The organism is Paenibacillus sp. FSL H8-0261, from assembly GCF_045040645.1.
Lineage (GTDB): Bacteria > Bacillota > Bacilli > Paenibacillales > Paenibacillaceae > Paenibacillus_AQ.
On sequence record NZ_CP150297.1, the window covers coordinates 1,670,802 to 1,691,148 of the forward strand.

General features: G+C 44.9%; 19 protein-coding genes and 1 riboswitch. Of the genes, 10 read left to right on the forward strand and 9 right to left on the reverse strand.

Annotated features, from left to right (window positions below):
- Window positions 1-90: 90 nt before the first annotated feature.
- Window positions 91-1,269, reverse strand: coding sequence for a serine hydrolase domain-containing protein (locus MHI27_RS07355; protein WP_405175939.1), 1,179 nt, complete (start codon window positions 1,267-1,269; stop codon window positions 91-93).
- Between the two features lie 169 nt (window positions 1,270-1,438).
- Between MHI27_RS07355 and MHI27_RS07360 the strand changes: the two genes are divergently transcribed.
- Window positions 1,439-1,897, forward strand: coding sequence for an Lrp/AsnC family transcriptional regulator (locus MHI27_RS07360; RefSeq protein ID WP_405175940.1), 459 nt, complete (start codon window positions 1,439-1,441; stop codon window positions 1,895-1,897).
- A 158-nt stretch (window positions 1,898-2,055) separates the two neighbouring features.
- Here MHI27_RS07360 and MHI27_RS07365 read toward each other — a convergent pair whose 3' ends face one another.
- The 6 genes from MHI27_RS07365 to MHI27_RS07390 form a co-directional block, all read right to left on the reverse strand.
- Window positions 2,056-2,982, reverse strand: a complete 927-nt coding sequence (locus tag MHI27_RS07365) for a sensor histidine kinase (protein ID WP_405175941.1) — start codon at window positions 2,980-2,982, stop codon at window positions 2,056-2,058.
- Window positions 2,983-3,002: 20 nt separating this feature from the next.
- Entirely contained in the window at window positions 3,003-3,764 is a 762-nt protein-coding gene (locus MHI27_RS07370) for an ABC transporter permease (RefSeq protein WP_405175942.1), read from the reverse strand.
- Window positions 3,757-4,680 carry an ABC transporter ATP-binding protein gene (locus tag MHI27_RS07375; RefSeq protein ID WP_405175943.1) on the reverse strand — a complete coding sequence of 308 codons (924 nt, stop codon included), beginning with the start codon at window positions 4,678-4,680 and terminating at the stop codon, window positions 3,757-3,759. Before MHI27_RS07375 ends, MHI27_RS07370 begins: the two co-directional genes overlap by 8 nt.
- An 82-nt stretch (window positions 4,681-4,762) precedes the next feature.
- Entirely contained in the window at window positions 4,763-5,455 is a 693-nt protein-coding gene (locus tag MHI27_RS07380) for a response regulator transcription factor (protein WP_076284332.1), read from the reverse strand.
- A 209-nt stretch (window positions 5,456-5,664) separates the two neighbouring features.
- Window positions 5,665-8,235, reverse strand: coding sequence for an FAD-dependent oxidoreductase (locus MHI27_RS07385; RefSeq protein WP_405175944.1), 2,571 nt, complete (start codon window positions 8,233-8,235; stop codon window positions 5,665-5,667).
- Window positions 8,236-8,241: 6 nt separating this feature from the next.
- Complete coding sequence (locus MHI27_RS07390; RefSeq protein WP_042185935.1) at window positions 8,242-8,526, reverse strand: helix-turn-helix transcriptional regulator; 285 nt, start codon at window positions 8,524-8,526, stop codon at window positions 8,242-8,244.
- A gap of 103 nt (window positions 8,527-8,629) precedes the next feature.
- Here MHI27_RS07390 and MHI27_RS07395 point away from each other — a divergent pair, with 103 nt between their 5' ends.
- From MHI27_RS07395 to MHI27_RS07410, 4 genes are all read left to right on the forward strand, one after another.
- Window positions 8,630-8,950, forward strand: a complete 321-nt coding sequence (locus tag MHI27_RS07395; protein WP_405175945.1) for a rhodanese-like domain-containing protein — start codon at window positions 8,630-8,632, stop codon at window positions 8,948-8,950.
- 4 nt (window positions 8,951-8,954) lie between these two features.
- Window positions 8,955-9,374, forward strand: a complete 420-nt coding sequence (locus tag MHI27_RS07400; protein WP_405175946.1) for a rhodanese-like domain-containing protein — start codon at window positions 8,955-8,957, stop codon at window positions 9,372-9,374.
- Entirely contained in the window at window positions 9,374-9,736 is a 363-nt protein-coding gene (locus MHI27_RS07405) for a rhodanese-like domain-containing protein (RefSeq protein ID WP_405175947.1), read from the forward strand. Before MHI27_RS07400 ends, MHI27_RS07405 begins: the two co-directional genes overlap by 1 nt.
- Before the next feature lie 260 nt (window positions 9,737-9,996).
- The gene (locus tag MHI27_RS07410; protein WP_405175948.1) at window positions 9,997-10,674 is read left to right on the forward strand and encodes a hypothetical protein; all 678 of its coding nucleotides are present in this window, start codon (window positions 9,997-9,999) and stop codon (window positions 10,672-10,674) included.
- Here the strand turns inward: MHI27_RS07410 and MHI27_RS07415 are convergent.
- Window positions 10,666-11,070 (reverse strand): hypothetical protein, encoded by a 405-nt coding sequence (locus MHI27_RS07415; RefSeq protein ID WP_405175949.1) that lies wholly within the window; start codon window positions 11,068-11,070, stop codon window positions 10,666-10,668. The two genes, MHI27_RS07410 and MHI27_RS07415, sit on opposite strands and share 9 nt — an antisense overlap.
- 224 nt (window positions 11,071-11,294) lie before the next feature.
- Here MHI27_RS07415 and MHI27_RS07420 point away from each other — a divergent pair, with 224 nt between their 5' ends.
- Together MHI27_RS07420 and MHI27_RS07425 are read left to right on the forward strand one after the other, a co-directional pair.
- The gene (locus MHI27_RS07420) at window positions 11,295-14,126 is read left to right on the forward strand and encodes a glycoside hydrolase family 3 C-terminal domain-containing protein (RefSeq protein WP_405176702.1); all 2,832 of its coding nucleotides are present in this window, start codon (window positions 11,295-11,297) and stop codon (window positions 14,124-14,126) included.
- A gap of 37 nt (window positions 14,127-14,163) precedes the next feature.
- A complete protein-coding gene (locus MHI27_RS07425) occupies window positions 14,164-14,577 on the forward strand; it encodes an HIT family protein (protein WP_076298151.1) in 414 nt (137 codons plus the stop codon).
- Window positions 14,578-14,646: 69 nt separating this feature from the next.
- On the opposite strand, the gene MHI27_RS07430 is transcribed toward MHI27_RS07425, so the two are convergent.
- Entirely contained in the window at window positions 14,647-14,982 is a 336-nt protein-coding gene (locus MHI27_RS07430; RefSeq protein WP_076298150.1) for a hypothetical protein, read from the reverse strand.
- 273 nt (window positions 14,983-15,255) lie between these two features.
- Here MHI27_RS07430 and MHI27_RS07435 point away from each other — a divergent pair, with 273 nt between their 5' ends.
- The 3 genes from MHI27_RS07435 (at window position 15,256) to MHI27_RS07445 (ending at window position 20,341) form a co-directional block, all read left to right on the forward strand.
- Entirely contained in the window at window positions 15,256-19,365 is a 4,110-nt protein-coding gene (locus tag MHI27_RS07435) for an S-layer homology domain-containing protein (protein ID WP_405175950.1), read from the forward strand.
- Window positions 19,366-19,486: 121 nt separating this feature from the next.
- A riboswitch (guanidine-I (ykkC/yxkD leader) is annotated at window positions 19,487-19,595 on the forward strand.
- An 86-nt stretch (window positions 19,596-19,681) separates the two neighbouring features.
- Complete coding sequence (locus MHI27_RS07440) at window positions 19,682-20,026, forward strand: multidrug efflux SMR transporter (RefSeq protein WP_042125357.1); 345 nt, start codon at window positions 19,682-19,684, stop codon at window positions 20,024-20,026.
- Window positions 20,027-20,341, forward strand: a complete 315-nt coding sequence (locus MHI27_RS07445) for a multidrug efflux SMR transporter (RefSeq protein ID WP_042125359.1) — start codon at window positions 20,027-20,029, stop codon at window positions 20,339-20,341. It abuts the gene before it with no gap.
- The last annotated feature ends 6 nt before the right edge of the window (window positions 20,342-20,347 follow it).

A 20,347-nucleotide genomic window follows, 5' to 3' on the forward strand; every position in this document is an offset into this window, starting at 1 on the left:
AAAAACTCAATGATACACACTCGAATAGGGTTTACTAGACAGAGAGCCTAGACCGGTTCATTCCGGACCAAGGCTCTTTGTGTTCGTTCTTTATTTATTACGTCTATCATAAATGGCATCACAAAGGTCAACAGTAAACTGACCCGACATGCCTTCTAGTGCAGTATTAGTAAATGCCACGACACTGAGCCGTTGCTCGGGGTCGACGAACCACGAATGACCATAGGTGCCACCCATACGCCATGTACCCGGGGATTCCGAAGTGTCTGCGGCGACAGGATCCTTCAGTACCGTAATGCCTAGGCCAAAGCCTCGTCCTGGCCAAAAGGCCATTGGCAGATCACCGATCTGATTGGTCGTCATATCGTGAACCAGAGACTCCGGTACCAGTGGTGCTCCACCCTTGCGTAATGTTTCTAGCAGTTGCAAAAAATCACCGGCGCTGCCGACCATGCCAGCTCCTCCAGAATGATAGGCAGCATCGTCAAGTGCTCGACCAGGGGCAAGCAGGAATCCAGCCATTCCCTCCACAAAGGCAATACTGTCGGGATCAAGTAAAGGTCGTGGCTCTGGAGTATCATTGGCATAGGAAGTGGCCAATCGTTCTCGATCGACTGCAATAAAACCCGTGTCGCTCATGCCAAGCGGCTTTGTCACGAGTGAATGTACGGCCTCACTGAGCGGTGTTTCTGTGACCTTTGCAATTACTGCTCCTAGCACGTCTGTCGCGATGGAGTATTTCCACTCGGTACCTGGCGTATAGAGGAGGGGTACAGAGGCAAGACGACGCAAGTTCTCTTCCAATGTGATGCCGGACTGATCCATACCATCTGATACCCCTGCTGACTGATAGGAACCATTCTCTTCTTGAAAAAATCGGTAAGAAAGGCCTGCGGTGTGCGTCATCAAATGACGAATCGTCAATGTCGCGAACTCGCCATTTTGCAAACGTGGCCGAAACTCTGGAAGCCAACGATCAACGCGGTCGTCGAGCTGTAGGCGACCTTGAGCAACTAATACTAGGGCTGCCGTTGAAACGATAGGTTTGCTAACCGAGGCGAGCCTGAATAAGGCGTCTTCTCGCATAAGTCGGTTCATCTCGCGGTCGGCAAGACCGGCAGCGCGGCTATAAACCAGTTCCCCATCTATCGCCACTTTAATGACAGCACCGACCAGGCGCTTGTCAGCAAGGGTTCGATCAATTACTTCATCGATGCGACCTGATAACCATTCTGTATTTATTTTGTTTGAATCCAATATACTCAACATTCTTCATCCCTTCGGAATAGTTAAAGCCAGGAACACTTTACTATTGTAGGGTTATTATATATAACAAGTTATCTTGATTACATAAGGCAACTAAGTTAAATTAGCCTTATAACGGTTAATTACAAGCTAGTTTATAGGGGGAACCTTAAATTTAAAGGATGTGATTTTGATGGACCATATTGATAAGCAAATTCTTTTTCATCTTCAAAATCAAGCGAGAATTTCTATGACAGAGCTGGGAAAATGTGTCGGTTTATCGCAACCTGCAGTTACGGAAAGAGTTAGGCGTATGGAGGAGAAAGGCATCATCAGCGAGTATCGCACCATCATTTCCCCTGAAAAGATTGGAAAACATGCTGCTGCCTACATGTTATTTCATTCTAGGGATTGTAACGCATTTCTTGATTTCTGCCGCTCCAGTCCTGATGTCGTCGAATGTTATCGTATAAGTGGGGAACACAACTACTTATTGAAAGTAGTAACCGAATCTACACGAGCCCTCGAGGAGTTCGGTAATCAATGTGACAAATACGGTACCTATACGATTCTAATCGTGATGTCATCGCCAATCGATCATAAATTTCTTATACCATCGCTTGAAGAAGCAAGCATCAACTTGCTGAGTTAGATTTGAACATTACTCTGCTAGCTCTTAACGACCAAAAAGACTCTTCTATATGAATAGAAGAGTCTTTTTGGAACCTGCAGGCCATTGAATATCGAGGATGGGCTACATTCCATAAACGGGTTAGAACAATGGTTAGTCTAGTCCAAATATAAAGTGAATTAAGTAGCCAAGTTAATGCCAGCATCGCCTAGTTTCCAACGGCAAGTCATTATCAGCTTCTCACCCTCCAGTTCGGCTGTTAGCGTGCCACCCATTTTATTCATCAGACTTTTGGCGATGGAGAGACCCAGCCCGGAGGCTTGAGAAGATCGGGTACGGTCTGCGGTATAGAATCGGTCGAATAAGAGGTTAACATCGCTTCCGTCTAGTTCCTTCGCATCGTTTACTATCGTTAAATCAGCTGTTTCCTGCTGTCGTTCGAAACGGATTTCCACATACCCGGTCGCATGTTTGACCGTATTGACAAGTAAATTCTCGACAACTCTCCGCACAGCGGATTCATCGGCGTATATGGATATATTTTCCTCAGGTAGCCGTATATCCGGTGTAATATTGCGATCGTTGAAGGAATCGTAAAATCCGACCAGAATTTCCGAGAGTAGGGCCGTCATCCCAAGCTTTTCTGTATGTAGAGGATAATCTAGCGATTCGATTAAGGAAAGCTCAAAAAAATCATTCAGCAGTGCCTGCAGCCGTTTCGTCCGATTTTTAACGATGGCAACATATTCAAGTTTTTCATCAGGGGTAATTGACTCATCCTCCAACAGTTGAATATAACCGAAGATGGAGGTGAGGGGTGTACGGATATCATGTGAAATATTCGCTACAGCCTGACGGAATTCTTGTTCGACACGTATTCGCTGGGCTTCCGCTTCGACGATTAAATCAGATTGACGATTGATTTGTCCCGCAAGCGCCTCAAGCTTCTGGTCGAATAGAGCCACATCAATTTTTTTGCCGGTTGCTCGCTCGTTGTAGGTATGCAATTGCTCTGTTATCCGCCCTAGCTCTCGCCTTAACATCAACAAACGGAAAAGCAGGAGAGCTCCTGCCGCAAACAATATGATTGTCAGAATAAGCAACACTCTCCTGCATCTCCTATTTATTATTTGATTTCTTTTCTGTGGAATACGAGAATACCGAGTACCCCGGAAACGGCTATTGTCAACAACGGTACAAGTAAAAGCGCTGGCCAATCTCCGCTGTCGATACTGGGCTTACCGATAACGCTCACCAGTTTGAAGATGGAATAATCGTACAAATTACTAAAGAAAGAGATCTTCGAACCTATACCAGCCAAAACCGTATCGATCATAAGGAAGAAAATCATTGAGAAGCCGATAGTTTTGCCGCTGTCGGTTAGGATTACGGTGAACAGCGCCCCGATGGCTGCGTAACCAGCTGTGTACAACAACGTTAGCCCGAGGGCTCGCGGTATGAAAAGTGTAGTGCTTCCTTCCGGCAACTGACCGAAGCCCGAAAGCAGCGTGACTTCGACTGTGCTGACAATAGGAAAGACGAGCGAAATCGCCATGGCTCCAACTGCGAATACGATTAGTTTTGCTGCGAACAGCCGCCCTCTGGTGTTGCCCGAAGATGCGATCGTCTTCATGACTCCTGTGGAATATTCGTTAGAGATAAAGAATCCAGCCAGAATGGCTACGCCGAATTTAATAATGTAGGCATTGCTTGAAATAAAGGTAGTCAGAAATTCAGCGCCGGTGATCTGAGGTTCCCCATTGGACCGATGATCAAAATAATATAGCAATGGGTAAGCAAGCGAGAGGACGGAAAGTGCCAATAGAAAAGTCCAAAATGATCTATTCTTACGGAGCTTGAAAAATTCAACTCTGATCAGATTATACATTTGGATTCCCCCCAATTCGCTTCGTAAAATAACTTTCCAAGTCTTCACCCATAGGCATAAACTTCTCGATCTCTAGGCCTGCAGAGAATAACGCTGTTGATACTTTGCCTGGCTGCTCAATGCGGCTATACAACTTGATGGTTCCATCCTGCATCACTTCGAAATCGGCCGTACCCAGCTCGTTCTGAATGACGGCTGTTGCCTTGCCCGGATCATCCACTTTGATAAACAAATACTGCTGACATTTCTCGTTTAATTCCTCCGTAGTGAGTTGTTCAAGCAACTGACCGCGATGAATAATGCCATAATGACTTGCCATTAAATGCAACTCACTTAGAATATGACTTGAGATCATTATCGTAATGCCAAGCTCACTGTTTAGTCGCTTGAGCAGTTCGCGCATTTCGACGACACCCATCGGATCTAACCCATTGGTCGGCTCGTCAAGAATCAGAAATTCTGGATCTCCCAGCAAGGCGATGGCAAGACCTAACCGCTGCTTCATTCCAAGTGAGAAATTTTTGGCTTTCTTCTTGCCGGCGCCCTGCAGTCCAACTTGCTCTAGCATTCTAGGAACGCAATCTTTCCCGGGAATACCACGTAGAATCCGGTTTGCTTCTAAATTTTCGCTCGCAGTCATATGGGGGAACAAAGCGGGACTCTCGATAATCGAGCCGATTCGCTTACGAGCCTGGATCAAGGCCTGCTCTTCACTGGCTCCGAACAGCTCGATCGTCCCCTGAGTCGGAAAAGCAAGTCCGGTCACAATCCGGATTAATGTTGATTTTCCAGCTCCGTTTTGCCCAATAAAACCATAAATAGAGCCTTTACGGATTGACAAATTGACTTTGTCCAGCGCTGTATGGCCCTTGAACTTTTTGGATAGTTGATTTGTTTTTAATACATACTCGTACATCTCGTCTTGGCCTCCTTTTCGTGATAGACCAAGTATAGAATTGAAAACATAAGAAGAGCTAAAGCCAAATCTTAAGAATGTCTTAAGGCTTGAGCCGATAACCTATGCCCCATACTGTCTCGATAAATTCGCTTCCTGGTGCGGCCTTGGTTAGCTTGCTGCGCAAATTGCTCATATGGACATTGACAGTATTGTCATCCCCGTAATATGGCTCGTGCCAGACCCTTTCGTACAAATTCGCTTTCGTGAACACCTTCTTAGGGGCCGACAAAAGCAACGAGAGAATCTCAAACTCTAGAGCTGTGAGCGTCAGTTCCGCTCCATTTGCCGTAACCGACATCGCATCTCGATGAAGTACAAGGCCCTGATGCTGGAGCACGTTAGGCAACGCCGATTGCGCAATCCGCGAATACAAACGTAGATGAGAATCGATCCGTGCAGAGACTTCCTCAACGTCGAAAGGTTTCGTAATGAAATCATCCGCCCCCGCCCGCAGGGCAGATACCTTGGTCTGGGGCTCACCCTTGGCTGAAATGATAATTACCGACATATCGTCCCGCCCGGCAATCTTCTCAAGTAGTTCCTCTCCCGACATGCCAGGCAGCATCAGATCCAGTAGCAGCATGCTCCATTGACGTTGCTCCAGATAGAGAAGTGCCTCCGTTCCCGAGTAAGCAGGTTGGGGGATGTAGCCGCTTTTCTTAATAATGTTGCACAGCAATCGGTTGATGTCGCTGTCGTCCTCAGCAACGAGAATATGTATCGGGTTATTCATTTAATCTCCTTATTCCACCTAAAATAGGTTATTATTCGGATGAATGCCTATTAAATAGGATAGCAGGTTTTAGATTCTGTATCCAGATCCAGCCAATTTCTGCATTTTGGTTATTCAAATCTATATCACCGATTCTGGTGAGTTCATTTTTATATAACAAAGAGACTCTTCTATATAAATAGAGGAGTCTCTTTGCGGTGTTAAGGTATTTAGATAAATAGATTATGACTAGATTGATCGGCTTGACCGAGGTAATAACCTACGCCGCCGATCCCCACGCCGTCGATCAGTTCTTCACGGGTGATGCCCATAAGATCCATGGACATTTGGCAGGCAACGATCTCGACGCCTTGGTCGACAGCCATTTGAATCAATTCTTCCAAAGAAGAGACATTATTGTTCTTCATTACAGAGCGGATCATTTTGGAGCCCATGCCCATCATGTTCATATTCGAAAGCGTTAGCTTCCGACTGCCGCGGGGCATCATCGCTCCGAATATTTTACCGATAATATTCTTGTTCACAGGCACTTTCTCATCCTTGCGGATAATATTGAGACCCCAGAAGGTAAAGAACATCGTCACTTTTTTGCCGCTGGAGGCTGCTCCGTTGGCAATGATGAAGGAAGCGATCGCTTTATCCAGATCACCGCTGAATACCACCATCGTACTTGCATTACTAGTTTGGACAGGCTGTGCTCCTGCAGGTACGGAATCCGCGGTAATGCCTTTGCGCAGATAAGCTTCAATCATACCAGTAGGCAGCTTCGTTAATTGCAAAAGCGTATGCTTCGACATGCGAGCCCATGCCTTAATATCTTCATAGAATCCCGGATCGGAAGCCGTTACCTTTAAGACTTGCCCGTCCAAGAGCGGGTCCATGCTCATCTTGACTTGGATCAGCGGCCCAGGGCAGCATAGTCCGCAAGCATCAAGCACGGAATCAGGTGTTAGATCGGATTCTTGTTTGGCAGGGGTGGATACAGATGTGCTGGAGTTGGCTGCGAAAGCTGTAGCGTTGGTATTGCCTGCAGCTGAAGCAGTGTCAGTTCCCACCGGTGCTCCCGTTGCTGCGATTTCTTTACGGGCTGCTGCTGAAATACCTGCATTTGGCGTCAGACTATCTTTTTTTTTAGGCGAATATTTACTCAGTTGATATGTCTTATAGCCTCCGGTCAGATTCTTCACACGGAAACCTTTTTGCTGCAAAATCCGGGAAGCTGTGTAGCCTCTGAGTCCAACTTGGCAATATACCCAAATTTCTTTACTAGGGTCAAGCTCACTTAGCCGACCACGCAGATCATCCACAGGGATATTAATGGACCCTTCAATATGACCGTTGGCATGCTCGATTTCCGAACGTACGTCAACTAAAATGGTATTGTTGTTGTCACGACCTTCTAAATCCTTAGGAACGAATACTGTAGTCATGCCTTTCAAAATATTTTCAGCAGCAAAGCCAGCCATATTCACTGGATCTTTAGCAGAAGAGTAAGGAGGGGCATAAGTAAGCTCCAATTCCGTTAAATCAGTGACCGAACCTCTAAAACGAATCACTGTAGCGATATCGTCGATACGTTTATCTACTCCACTGTAACCCACAGCTTGTGCGCCGAGTACTGTACCTTTTGGATCAAAAATCAGCTTCATAGATATTGGAGTTGCCCCCGGATAATAAGTTGCATGAGAGCTTGGATGTACGTAAATCACGTGATATGGTAAGCCCAAACGTTGTAATGTTTTTTCGTTATTGCCGGTAGAAGCACCCGTGACTCCAAAAACCTTAATAATAGAAGTCCCTTGTGATCCTTTGTAAGTAGTCCCTAGACCGCTGACGTTGTCCGCAGCAATCCGTCCTTGCTTATTGGCAGGACCAGCTAGTGGAATAGCAGTTTTAGTTCCGTTCACGAAATCAACCACCTCGACCGCGTCACCTACAGCATAGACCTGATCCAAATTTGTTTCCATGCGCTCGTTGACCAAGATATGGCCGCGTGGACCGAACTCTAAACCACTATCCTTCAGGAAAGAGGTATCCGGCGAAACGCCGATGGCCAACAGAACCATATCACTTTGAAGCACAGTGCCACTTGCCAACTGAACCTCTATTTGTTCACCCACTTCTGCAAACCCCTGGACCATATCGGAAAAAATAAGATTAACGCCATGCTCGTCGAGCTCTTTTGCCAAAATAGAAGACATTTCAGTATCAAACGGAGCTAAGATTTGTGGACCCGCCTCGATCAAGCTTACTTCCAGACCTGCTTCTCTGAGGTTCTCCGCCATCTCAACACCGATAAACCCACCACCGATCACAACGGCGGAACGAGTGCCTTCGGCTGTGACTTTGGTTTTGATTTTGTCGGTGTCGGGAATGTTGCGCAGCATGTGAATTTTGGAACTCTCGATACCAGGTAGATTCGGACGAATCGGTTTAGCGCCGGGTGATAAAATAAGCGCATCATAGCTCTCTTCATAGGAGCCTTTTTCTATACTTTCTACTCTTACTTTCTTGTTCACAGGGTCGATAGACACCACTTCACTTTGAATCCGAACATCGATGTTAAAACGTTTATGCATCGCCTCTGGTGTCTGAACCAGCAGCTTGGAGCGATCCTGAATGGAACCTCCGATATAATAAGGCAGTCCGCAATTGGCAAAAGAAATGTACGGATCACGCTCAAACATGATGATATGAGCCTCTTCATCTAATCTCCGAAGCCTGGCGGCCGCTGATGCGCCTCCTGCAACTCCTCCGACAATCAGTACTTTTTTACTCATGATGTTTTATTCCTCCCCTAAAAATAGCTGAATTAGATGTTTGATTTTCTCGTCTTTAACAGAATAGTTAATTTCCAGCCCATTACGTTCGGTTTCGACAATGCCTAGAGCTCTAAGCTTCTGCAAATGCTGGGATACCGTAGATTGTGGAAGGTCGAGACAGTCCTGCATGAAGCTAACGTTGCAGCTGCCTTTTTCAAGCAGACCTTTAATGATGCACAAGCGAACGGGATGAGCGATAGCCTTTAGGGTTTCGGCGGTTTGATTATAGGCTTTGAAATTTTTGTCCATGGTTATGAACTCCTCGCTTTACAATATCCTTATATCGTAATATTATGATATAGTGATATTAAAATCAAGTTATTTTTAAAAAAAAGAGAAGGAGAGATGCTCGATGTCTTTTAAAATTTCAAAGGAAATTACCCCTCAGCAAGTGGCGGAACGTCTGAAGAATGGAGAGGCTCCTACGCTACTGGATGTACGTGAACCCGCCGAATGGGTGGAGGGGCATGTGATCGGCGCGAAGCATATTCCGCTTGGGCAGCTGTTAATGCGTATAGATGAACTAGATCCTAATGAAGAGATGATTGTGATGTGTCTAAGTGGTGGTCGAAGTGGACTGGCGTGTGAGCTGCTGAGCGAAAAAGGATATAACGTTGTGAATATGATGGGCGGATTAAGCGCTTGGACGGATGATTTTTTGGTACGGGGGTAACAGCATGAACATGATGTTTAGGATCCTACTGAGTATAGTAATTGCTTTTAGTATTGTAAGGTTCTTACGTTCCGCTTGGCCAGTCCGTTCACTCTCCTATGTAGAAGCCCGTGACATTCGCGAATTAGCAGATCAATCACTGGACATGAAAATGCTCGATGTTAGAGATGCCGTAGATTATGAGAAGGATAGTATCCGTGGCTCGATAAATATATCGATCGGGCGGTTAGCCTATGTCTGGCAACATTGTCTATCTACTGACGATTCGGTTCTAATCCTTGCTGATAGTTACTATAAAAGAAACAAAGCTGCGAGAATTCTGTATAAACAGGGCTTTCGAAAGTTATATGCGGTAAATGGTGATTTTTTAGGAAGTAAAAGAACACTCTCCGACATTTCGGTGAAAGGTTGTTGTGAAGGATAATGGATTTAAGCTCATTAATGTCCCGTCTCGGATTTGGTAAAAGCGCAAGTGTAAGTGTAAGAACGTTGAAGGTGGCAGAGTTTCGGAGCGAAATGGAGCAATCCAAAAATAGGCTGCTGATCGATGTCCGCGAACCGGATGAATACAAGAGTGGATTTATTCCGGGGGCGAAAAACATCCCGCTGTCTCAGTTGGAAAAGCGGCTCGGTGAAATCCCTAAGGATCGGGATGTGTTGCTCTACTGCCGCAGCGGTATGCGAAGCAAAAGTGCAGCGCGGATTCTGAGCAAGCAGGGGTATACTCGGCTTGCACATTTGCAGGGCGGGGTAAGTAGCTGGGATGGGAAGTTGAGTCGACGGTAACTGAACTAATTCCTCTGAACAAACTCTAATAGAGCTAACTCCAAATGAGCTTACTAAAGCTGGCTTTGCTTTAACGCAACGTACTTAACCAACTCGCTTTTTTGATCGATAAGTTAAATTTTGCTGGATCTACTATTGAATGTAGAGTGTTTATTGACAGCATCAGAAAGCGAACACTATACTTTTGAGTAATAGGACGAAGCACGTCCCGTACCCATATTGGGTGCGGGATTTTTTTATGCCAAGAAGGAGGGTGACGTATGGGATTTACGGAGGAGCATCGTAAGTGGGTAGAGGATCATATTAGTAGAAGAACGGGAGAACGGCGGGGGAGATTGGAGCGTGGACATGGCCATGGTGAGCGGATGTTTTTGGAGAAGGTATGGTGGCCTATGATGGGGCATTTCAATGACCTTCATCCTGAATATGAAGTGTTGGATTGGCGTAGTAAGCCCTACTTTGTTGATTTTGTGTGGAAGCCTGGCCAGGTTAAGTTTGCGTTTGAAGTTAAAGGCTACGGCCCACATGTGCAAAGTACAGATCGAACGCGCTACAGGCAGGAGCTGAATCGAGAGACCTATCTGCAAATCGCGGGTTATCGGGTCGTGGCGATTCCTTATGATGATCTGGATGCGAGTCCTGAACTTACGATTACTTTGCTAAGACCATTGCTGATGCCTTACCTGGCTGTGAAGATGGAGGAGCAGGGGGAGTTTAGCCGACTGGAGCGTGATATTTTGCGGATTGCGGTTCGCACGAATGGGTGCATTCGTCCGGTTGATTTGGTGAGGGAGCTTGGGATTGATAAGCGTACGGCTCGAAAAGGACTGAGTGCTCTCAGCGAAAAAGGAAAGTTTTGCCCCATAGTTTCTCAGGAGAGCGGTAGAGTCTGCAAATATGAATATATCCATTCCTTAAAGGATATTCAGTTATGGTAAGGCAATTAAAATACCCCAGATGCGACCCAAAAGGCTGAAATTGAGCAAAAGAGGGGTAAAAATACCCCAGATGCGACCCAAAAGGCTGGAATTGAGCAAAAGAGGGGTAAAAATACCCCAGATCCGACCCGAAAGGCTAGAAACGAGCAAAAGAGGGGTAAAAATACCCCAGATCCGACCCAAAAGGCTGGAATTGAGCAAAAGAGGGGTAAAAATACCCCAGATCCGATCCAAGAGGCTGGAATTGAGCGAAAGAGGGGTAAAAATACCCCAGATCCCACTCAAAAGGCTAGAATTGAGCAAAAGAGGGGTAAAAATACCCCAGATCCGACCCAAAAGGTTGGAATTGAGCAAAAGAGGGGTAAAAATACCCCAGATCAGCCCTCTCCAATCCACCTCGCACCGTTATCATCCGCATCTCACTTCAACTAGGGAGACGGGCGAGTGAAGCACACGATAAATCTCTAATTTTGACCTGATTTTCACTTAGATTGTTAAGGTGTTACTTATCGAGCTAATCTTCTATGATTATGTTGATAGACCAGATTTGTGTTAGACACAGACAACTACCTCGAGAACATATGAAACCGCTATCAACTTGAACCGAAGGAGCGATTATGATGGAAACAGTGACATCTAAATATCCATTTCAACAGATTGATTTACCCTTAAATGACCGAGTGCAGGATATGATCTCCAGATTAACGCTTGATGAAAAAGTAAGTCTGATCCCTCAGTATCAAGCGGCTATAGAGCGTTTAGGCGTTGGAGCCTATAAACATGGTACAGAAGCGGCGCACGGAATTTCCTGGCTTGGAAAAGCGACCTCTTTTCCTCAGCCAAGCGGACTGGCTTGTACTTGGAACCCAGAGCTAATGAAGGAAATCGGCTCGGCCATTGGAGATGAAGCAAGAGCATTTTACAAAAAGAATCCAACGGTGAATGGGCTGACGTTATGGGCACCAACGGTGGATATGGAGCGTGACCCACGTTGGGGTAGAACGGAAGAAGCTTACGGTGAAGATCCAGAGTTAACTGGACAACTCAGCACATCACTTGTGCAAGGAATCCAAGGCGATCACCCGGTGTATTTGAAAGCGGTCGCAACGCTTAAACACTTCCTAGGGAACAACAACGAGATCGAACGCGGAAATTGTTCCGCCAGCATCGATCCAAGAAATATGCGTGAGTATTATCTGGAAGCATTCAAGCCTGCTTTTCAAGAAGGTGGCGCGCAGTCTATGATGACCGCCTATAACTCGGTGAATGGCGTGCCTGTTATTCTTCATCCGGCAGTCATGGATGTTGTCAAAGGCGAATGGGAAATGGATGGGTTTATCGTAAGCGATGCCGGCGATCTTTTTGGGATTGTGAAAGATCATAAGTATTATGAATCTTTTGCACAGTCGATGGCGGAATCTATCAAAAACGGAATTGACAGCGTAACAGAAGAAACTGAAGAGACGATCAAGGTTCTTCATGAAGCACTAGACCAAGGCCTACTATCAGAGGAAGATCTGGATCGTGCACTAACTAACACATTTAGAGTTCGTTTCCGTCTGGGAGAGTTTGACCCCGCTGAAGGTAATCCATACACAGCAATCGACGATTCCGTAATTCTTAGCAAAAAACATGCCACACTTTCCTTGGAAGCTGCCAAACAATCCATTGTGCTGCTGAAGAATGATCAGGCAACATTGCCACTGAGCAAGACTGAATTAAACAAAATGGCGATTATTGGTCCACTTGGCGATGAAGCTTTCAGAGACTGGTATTCCGGCACATTACCTTATGGAGTGACCCCGCTGCAGGGTGTTAGCAAAAAGCTGCCTGGTAAACACGTTACTTTTGAGAGCGGCGCAGATCAAATCATTCTTACCTCAGCTGCAAACGGCCAAGCCATCGGAATCACGGGTGAGGACGGAAGGCTGGCTGTACAACATGACATAGCAGAGCACGGAGAATTATTCCAACATACCGCTTGGGGCTGGACTAACAATACTCTGAAGGCGACAAGTCGTGGACAGTATGTAACTTTAAGCGAAGCGGAGACACTTACAGCATCTGCTGATGAAATCTACGGCTGGTTTGTAAAAGAATCCCTGAACATCGTCCCGGAAGCTGAGGGTAAAGTCTCTTTGCGGACTTGGAATGACAAATTGATCTCTGTGAATGCTGAGGATGGCACGCTGCAGGTTGCTGATCAGGTCGCAAGTGCGGACGCTCGTCTTTTCAAAAAGAACATCGTTACAAACGGACTGGATGCTGCGGTAGAAGCTGCCAAAGCAGCTGAGGTAGCAGTGGTTTTTGTCGGTAATCATCCACTTCTTAACGGAAAAGAAGAAATCGACAGACCTGATATTGTACTTCCGGAAGAGCAGGAACGTTTGGTCAAAGCAGTCTATGAAGCGAATCCGAATACAGTGGTAGTTATTGTCGGCAGTTATCCGATTTCATCCACTTGGATTGACGAGAATATCCCGGCAGTTTTGTATACATCCCACAGTGGACAAGAGCTTGGCAATGCGGTTGCAGAAGTGTTGTTCGGAGATTACAGTCCTTCTGGCAAGCTGAATATGACTTGGTTCCGTTCTGTGGAGCAGCTGCCTGAGCTGATGGATTATGATATTATCAAAGGTAAAAGAACCTATATGTACTTTGACGGTAAGCCATTGTATCCTTTTGGTCACGGCCTAAGTTATGCTGAAGTGAATTACAAGAATCTAAATTTGAGCACAAAGGAACTGCAGCAAGACGATACGCTTAACATTTCCGTTCAAGTGGATAATATTGGGGCAGTCGATGGGGACGAGGTTGTTCAGTTATATGTGCAAGCTTTGAATTCCCGGGTCAAACGTCCGATTAAACAGCTGAAGGGCTTTGAAAAAGTGAGCATCGCCGCAGGTCAATCGAATACTATAGAGTTTGCATTACCAGTTACAGAGTTAGCATTCTGGGATGTTACACGCGAACAATATTGCGTCGAAAATGGAGAATACGCAATTCTGATCGGCCGTTCTTCTGCTGATATTAAATTATCTTCAGTAGTAACGGTGAAAGGGGACATCATTCCTTCCCGTAATTTATATAACAACACCAAGGCAGAGAACTATGATGACTACGAAGGCGTATATCTGGACGAATGCAAAGTAGGCGGGGCTTCGGTACATCCGGTAAAAGAGGGCGCTTGGATCGCTTTTAATGACGTATTGTTCGATCATGGAGCAGTAGCAATTGAAGCTCTGGTCTCCTCTGCAAAAGGTGGCAGCATTGAGATCAGAACCGGAAGCGCAGCTGGGAAACTGGTTGGAACCGTGAACATCCCTTCTGGTGGAGTTCTGCAACAGTGGAGCACATTGAAAGGCGAAGTATCCGTGGAGACGGGTACTAGCGATGTTTATGTAGTTTTTAACGGTGAGGTGCTTCTCAGCCGGTTTCAATTTAATCAATAATAGAGATGACCTTTGATTATGGGATGGAGTGTGCTATATGGAGTGTTTGGGGTGTCGGATTGCTAACGGAATTGAGCCTAACGTAAAAGTAGTATATGAGAATGAATTTATTACTTGTGTGCTAGATATCGCTCCGTTTAACGAAGGACATCTCCTGATCCTTCCTAAAAAGCATTATTGGGATCTCGAAGAAATCGATTCAGAGACTTCCTATGCGATAATGGACGGGGCGAAGAGGTTGTCAGTTGTTCTGAAGACTTTGTTCGAACCAGATGGTATAAGCATTTGCCAAAATGGAGGGAAGTTTAACGACCTGACCCATTACCATATGCACCTCATCCCTAGATACGAAGGAGACGGATTTGTTTGGAGTGAACCACTACACCCGCACGGTGCTGAGAATTTTTTAAGTCACACGCAAGCAAAGATTATTGGTGTTTTAAAAAAGTAACAATCATAAAAAGGGCATTCCTGAAGCAATATCAGGGATGCCCTTTTCCTTTTGTTATAGAGTAACGCTCTAATCACATCCGCCACCGCCACCAGCATCTCCGCCACCGAAATCTCCCCCGCTGCTGTGCCCGCTATCCCCGCCCCAGCTATGACCGTTGTCATGTCCAGAATGGTGATGGGAGTCGCTCCCGTGATGGTGTTGATGGTGATGTTGGTGATTAGAATGATTCGGGTTATTTGGATCCCGCAGATCTGGATGGCTAGCTGCCATAAAAGACATGCTGGCGGCGTCATCTCGTCTATTTCTCTCAAATCTGTTACTGTTCGAGTTTGAACCATTACGAACTATGGACTGTATGATTATAAATACAACGACTCCAATAAACAGTATCCCAAAGACCATTAGATCGCCCTCCTAGTTGTTCATTATAAGCTGTATTCTCTTAAATTGTACCATAATATTGAATAAATGGATTGTGAAAAAGAATATAAGCGGCTAGCTGTTTTGAACAGAAACTTGGTTTCTTTGCAGTTCAATCCTTGAACACGAATTGTGCTGTCTATGTGTAGCGTTGTGTCGAGAGGGCAGTAGCTTTAAATCCAAGTAGAAAATATTGGTATTCTATAGTATGATCAAAATTGCTAGAATTACAAAAAAATACAAGGGGCGCCGCACATGAAAAAGGGGAAGAATTATTTCATTTTACTTTTATTATTTATTTTACTGTTTAACTCACTGGGGGTTGGGGTTCCCACAGCCAGTGCAGATTCCTCAGCGGTGCCTTTAGAACTTTCGCTTCCGGCTAATTTGACAGACTGGGTAATGGATGAAGAAGCTGGCTATATTTATGCCATCTCCAGCGCGGACAATAATCTTTATTTTATTCGGCTTAGTGATCTTAAGATTGAGAAGACGCTCAATGTGGGCTCGAACCCGTCTTATCTTGCAAGGGATGGGCAATCTCTGCAGATCGCGCTTTCCGGAGCGACGATGATCAAGACAGTAGACCTGTCCACTCAACAAATCTCGAACACGATAATCACAACTGGAATCCCCAACTCAGTCGCTGCTACTTCCAAATATCTTTTCTATGGTACTAGTAATGGGGTTTATAAATATGACAAGTCCAATCAGACGAACAGTCTATTATTCCGAAACTTTTTATATAACGGTGTGGCTCTGGCAGTTGATGAGTCCTCCAATATGCTGTTTGTCGGTGAAATATCCTCGTATGCCGGAATAACGGCTGTAGATATTAAGACCGGTGCCGTGCTGAGCCAGGATATTGACGACGATATGGAGATTGGAGGAAATTCCATATCGCTTCAGCATATTTTTGTGGATGATCAATCCGTATATTTTGGTGGGCATCAGTTCAATAAAAGGAATTTGCTAGAGACCACGGGTACCTACTCGAGAACGAATGGCGATTACACCTATCTCGAAGCTGTTATATTGGATGTATCAGATACATATGTTCTTACTACGCAAGGGGTATACGATAAGGAGACCTATACTCCATTGGCGTTATTCCCTTCCGACAAAAGATTTGCTTTGCTCGACTCGAACGGTCAAGCTTATCTGGCAGGTGAATCGAACTGGTTCGATAATGCCAAAAGTATTACCCGAATTGGACTTACCATCCCGTCTAGACCCACTTCGCTGTTAACGACAGATGCTTATTCCATTCGAAGCAATCAAGCGATTACGGATTGGACTACTACGGATAATTCTCCTTATATCTATGCTATTATGGCAAGCACTAATGAGCTTGTCACTATCAGTAAGGCAGATATGAGAGATGTAAAGAAGATGTTCATTGGTTCCAACCCGAGTAAGATCAAAATACTTAATAATAAGCTCTATATCCTCTTTAAAGGTGAAAACAATATCAATATTATGGATCTGCAAAATGGTATTCCATCAGATGCTGCTGTCAGCAAAATTACCACTAAGCACTATCCGCTTGATGTCTATCCTGATAACAATAATCGAATTTTATATTACGGCGGGACATTTGGAGGCGGTATCAGTGTAACCTCGGCAGTCTATACCTCGGTTACAGATACGGTATATGAAAAGGAAACTGGGATCAATCGCTCCAGCACCTATTTGCTTCTCCCGGATCAACATATTTTGTATGGTGGAGATACCTTCTCCCTCTATAAATACAACTCTGATAATTTTGATGTGATAGAGAGAAAAGACGTACAAAGTGGTTCTTATGATGCAAAGCTCTTTCTCGATGAAGGTAGTCTGTACTTTGGGAACCGTAGAATGGATGCGAATCAAACGTCTACCCTGTACGGGACCTATGCGGAGCAAATTATTTACGCGCGCGGCAGCCTCGTATTCAGTAACAGCGCCGTCTACGACAGAGACAGCTTTACCAAACTGTATGATTTGTTAATGTTCAACCAGCACACATATGTTGATGCGGATCATACTATTTTTGTATCCGATGCAGGTAGGTTATATAAATTCAATAACTTTCAAGAGATGCAGGCGATAATGAATGAGGGGCGTCAGCCTTCTAATGCCATCTTCGTGGACGAAAACTTGACACTTGGCGCGATTGACGGTTATTTATCTTTTGAACCTCCTGCTAACCAAGATGGTATTACGAATTATACCGCCTATTATCTTGATCAGAATGGAAATAAACTTAAGCAGATTGGTATCTATAAGAAGACAGAATTATCGACAGATTCACTCCTTGTTTATGAAATATCCCATTCGACTCTGCCCGCAGGAGCGGTAAGTATTGGGGTATATCCGGTTGTTCGTTTTGTAGATTATGGAAGTGAAAGAACACTTGATGTTCATACAACGGCTCCAATCTATGATGCGCCGAGTTATCTGCCTGTGGACTTTTCAGTCACAGATACGAATCCGGACATCAATAAATTTTCGGGTACAGTGACATGGAAATCTGGAATCGCTGAATTACCAGGTGTCCGCTATTCCTTATACTTTATCAATGAAGAAGGTGAGCTTGGAGATGCCATCGCAGTAGTAAATGGTGGGCAAAAGAGTTACTCCCTTACTATTTCTGAAAGAAATGTGCCGGTGGAAGCTTTAGCAATCGGTATTTTCATGGAAAATGATGATTTCATATCACCATTCTATAGCAGATCAATTCTTGAAGATAAAGTCACACCAGATATCTTGGTATCGTCCATTACTATACACAAATACCAGGTGCAAGCGGATAATATCGTTGTGAATAACCTGGTCGCCGGAGATATCGTTCGTGTTTACAATGAGCGACTAACCCGTTTACTTGGTTACGGGATCGTTGATCCAAACAAAACCGCAATTATGATTACTATAAGTAACGTTGGAAATCCGGGGGAGAAACTCCTTATAACCCGGCAATCAGCCAAGAAAATTGAAAGTATGGGGACTTTAGTCGTTGTACCTCCTATTACAAATGATAGCGGCGGCAATGGAACCGGCGGCGGTGGTACTGGCGGCGGTGGAACTGGTGGTGGCGGAGCTGGCGGCGGTGGAGCTGGTGGTGGCGGAACTGGTGGCGGTGGCAGCACGGGTGCTGTCCCTACTGACAGTGCCAAGGTAGTAACCACAATCAAAGAAAACACAGATGGAACCAAGTCATCTATGACAGAAGTGGCAACAGCGTTTATTTCAAAGACAATAAATGATCCTGAATTCAAGAAAAATCCAGTAATCATTATCAAGGCTGATGAAAAAACGCCAACTCAAAGCAGTCAATTTCAGATAGATTTAAGTTTATTAACAAGTATTAATAATAACTCTAAGGATGCTGTGCTTATTCTGGAATCATCATCGGGCAAGATTCAGCTCCCTGTAAATTCCTTGTTCTTGGCAGTTTCCGGGAACAGTGGTTCGGGGCAGAGTGTTATCATTACGATTGCGCAAGCAGCAAGTGACTACAAGGCCAAATTGACTACTCAACTGAGTGGCTCTGCCAGTGTTACGCTGGGAGGACCTGTGGAGTATGAAGTTAAATTGATTGGAAGTGGTCAGGATCGTATTCTTTCCAATTTCTCAAGTTATGTCGGTCATGTGATGAATTTTAACGTAGCCCAAGATGCTAACGCTGTTTATACTGGCCTGACCTATGATTCGGTCACACAGACTTACGTTCCGGTTCCGACCATCTGGGAATGGAAGGATGGAGTTTTGCAGGTCACAATGAAACGTAAAGGGAACTCTGTATATACTGTAGTTCAAAACCATACACAATTTAATGATCTGAATAACAGCAATCCGTTTAAAAACAGTATCTTAGCCTTAGCGAACCGAAGCGTGATCAATGGCTATTCTGATGGAAGTTTTAAGGCGGAATCTGTTGTCACGCGTGCTGAGTTTGCCACCATGCTAAATCGTGCTTTAGGTATTTTACCGAAGCTGGAGGCTTCTAGAAGTTTTAAGGATGTTAAGGAAGGTGCTTGGTATGTATCGCAGGTCAATGCTGCCATCGATGCTGGTCTGATAAACGGTTTTACAGATGGAACATTCCGTCCGAATCAAGAAATTACGCATCAAGAGATGATTGTTATGCTTGTCAACGCCTTGAAATATGGCGAAATGAACACAACTGTTAATAAAACCTCTTCGACAGCACTTTCTATTAAGTTGCCGGATTGGGTAAAACCTTATTATGTTATTGCCTTGGATAATGGAATTCTGCCGACGGACGGTCCGTTCCAATTCCAGTTGGGTAAAAAAACTGAGCGCCAAGAGAGTGCAATGCTATTGTTCCAATTGATGAAGATCCTTAAACTTACAAACGCTTAGTAAGATGCAGGGGAATTGTGGATCGACTGGTTCACGCCTATTTCAGAATTGTTGTCAAACTTTTATTTAGAAAAGGTTGATTTTATCACCCCGATTTGCTACCATACGATGTAACTTAATAGTTATTGTTTTCTAGGGTTCCGCAGCTGGTGCACAGCTGGTCTGGTCCGAGGGAAAACGCACGAACAGCATCGTTCGTGTCTACACGGAGGGATAAAAGCCCGGGAGGTATCGTTATAAATGACGATGACCTTCCGGGCTTATTTGTTTGTTTCGTGGGCAATTATAAAGTTAGTGAATTGAAGGAGGGCTTGGAATGAAGAACAATTCAGAGTGGTTAAAGGTAGTTGGTGCAGCTGTTTTTGAGGTCATGTGGGTCATCGGCTTAAAACATGCCTCCACGATGTGGGAGTGGCTGATAACTGTGGTAGCTATAATAATAAGCTTCTATGTGATGATTTCAGCGAGTACCAAATTGCCGGTCGGCACGGTATATTCCGTGTTTGTTGGTCTGGGAACTGCAGGGACAGTAGTTGCGGACATGGTTTTATTCGGAGAACCGTTCAAGTTAATGAAGCTGGTTCTAGTGGTTATTTTGCTGGCAGGCGTTATAGGATTGAAAATGGTGACCAAAGAAGCCGAAGTAAAGGGGGAGTCTTAAATGGCATGGGTATTTCTGGTCGTTGCTGGTTTGTTTGAAATGTTTGGAGTAGCTATGATTAATAGGTTGAATAAACACCGGAATTTCCTGTCGTTCGCGCTGCTCTTTCTTGGTTTTGGAGCAAGCTTTCTGTTCCTGTCTTTAGCTATGAAGAGTCTGCCGATGGGAACAGCTTATGCTGTATGGACGGGGATAGGCGCATCCGGCGGAGCGATTCTGGGGATGATATTGTATGGAGAGGCCAAAGACTGGCGCCGGATCGTCTGTATTATTATGATTCTGGGGGCCGCTGTGGGACTAAAGCTGATAGCTTAGTTAGGT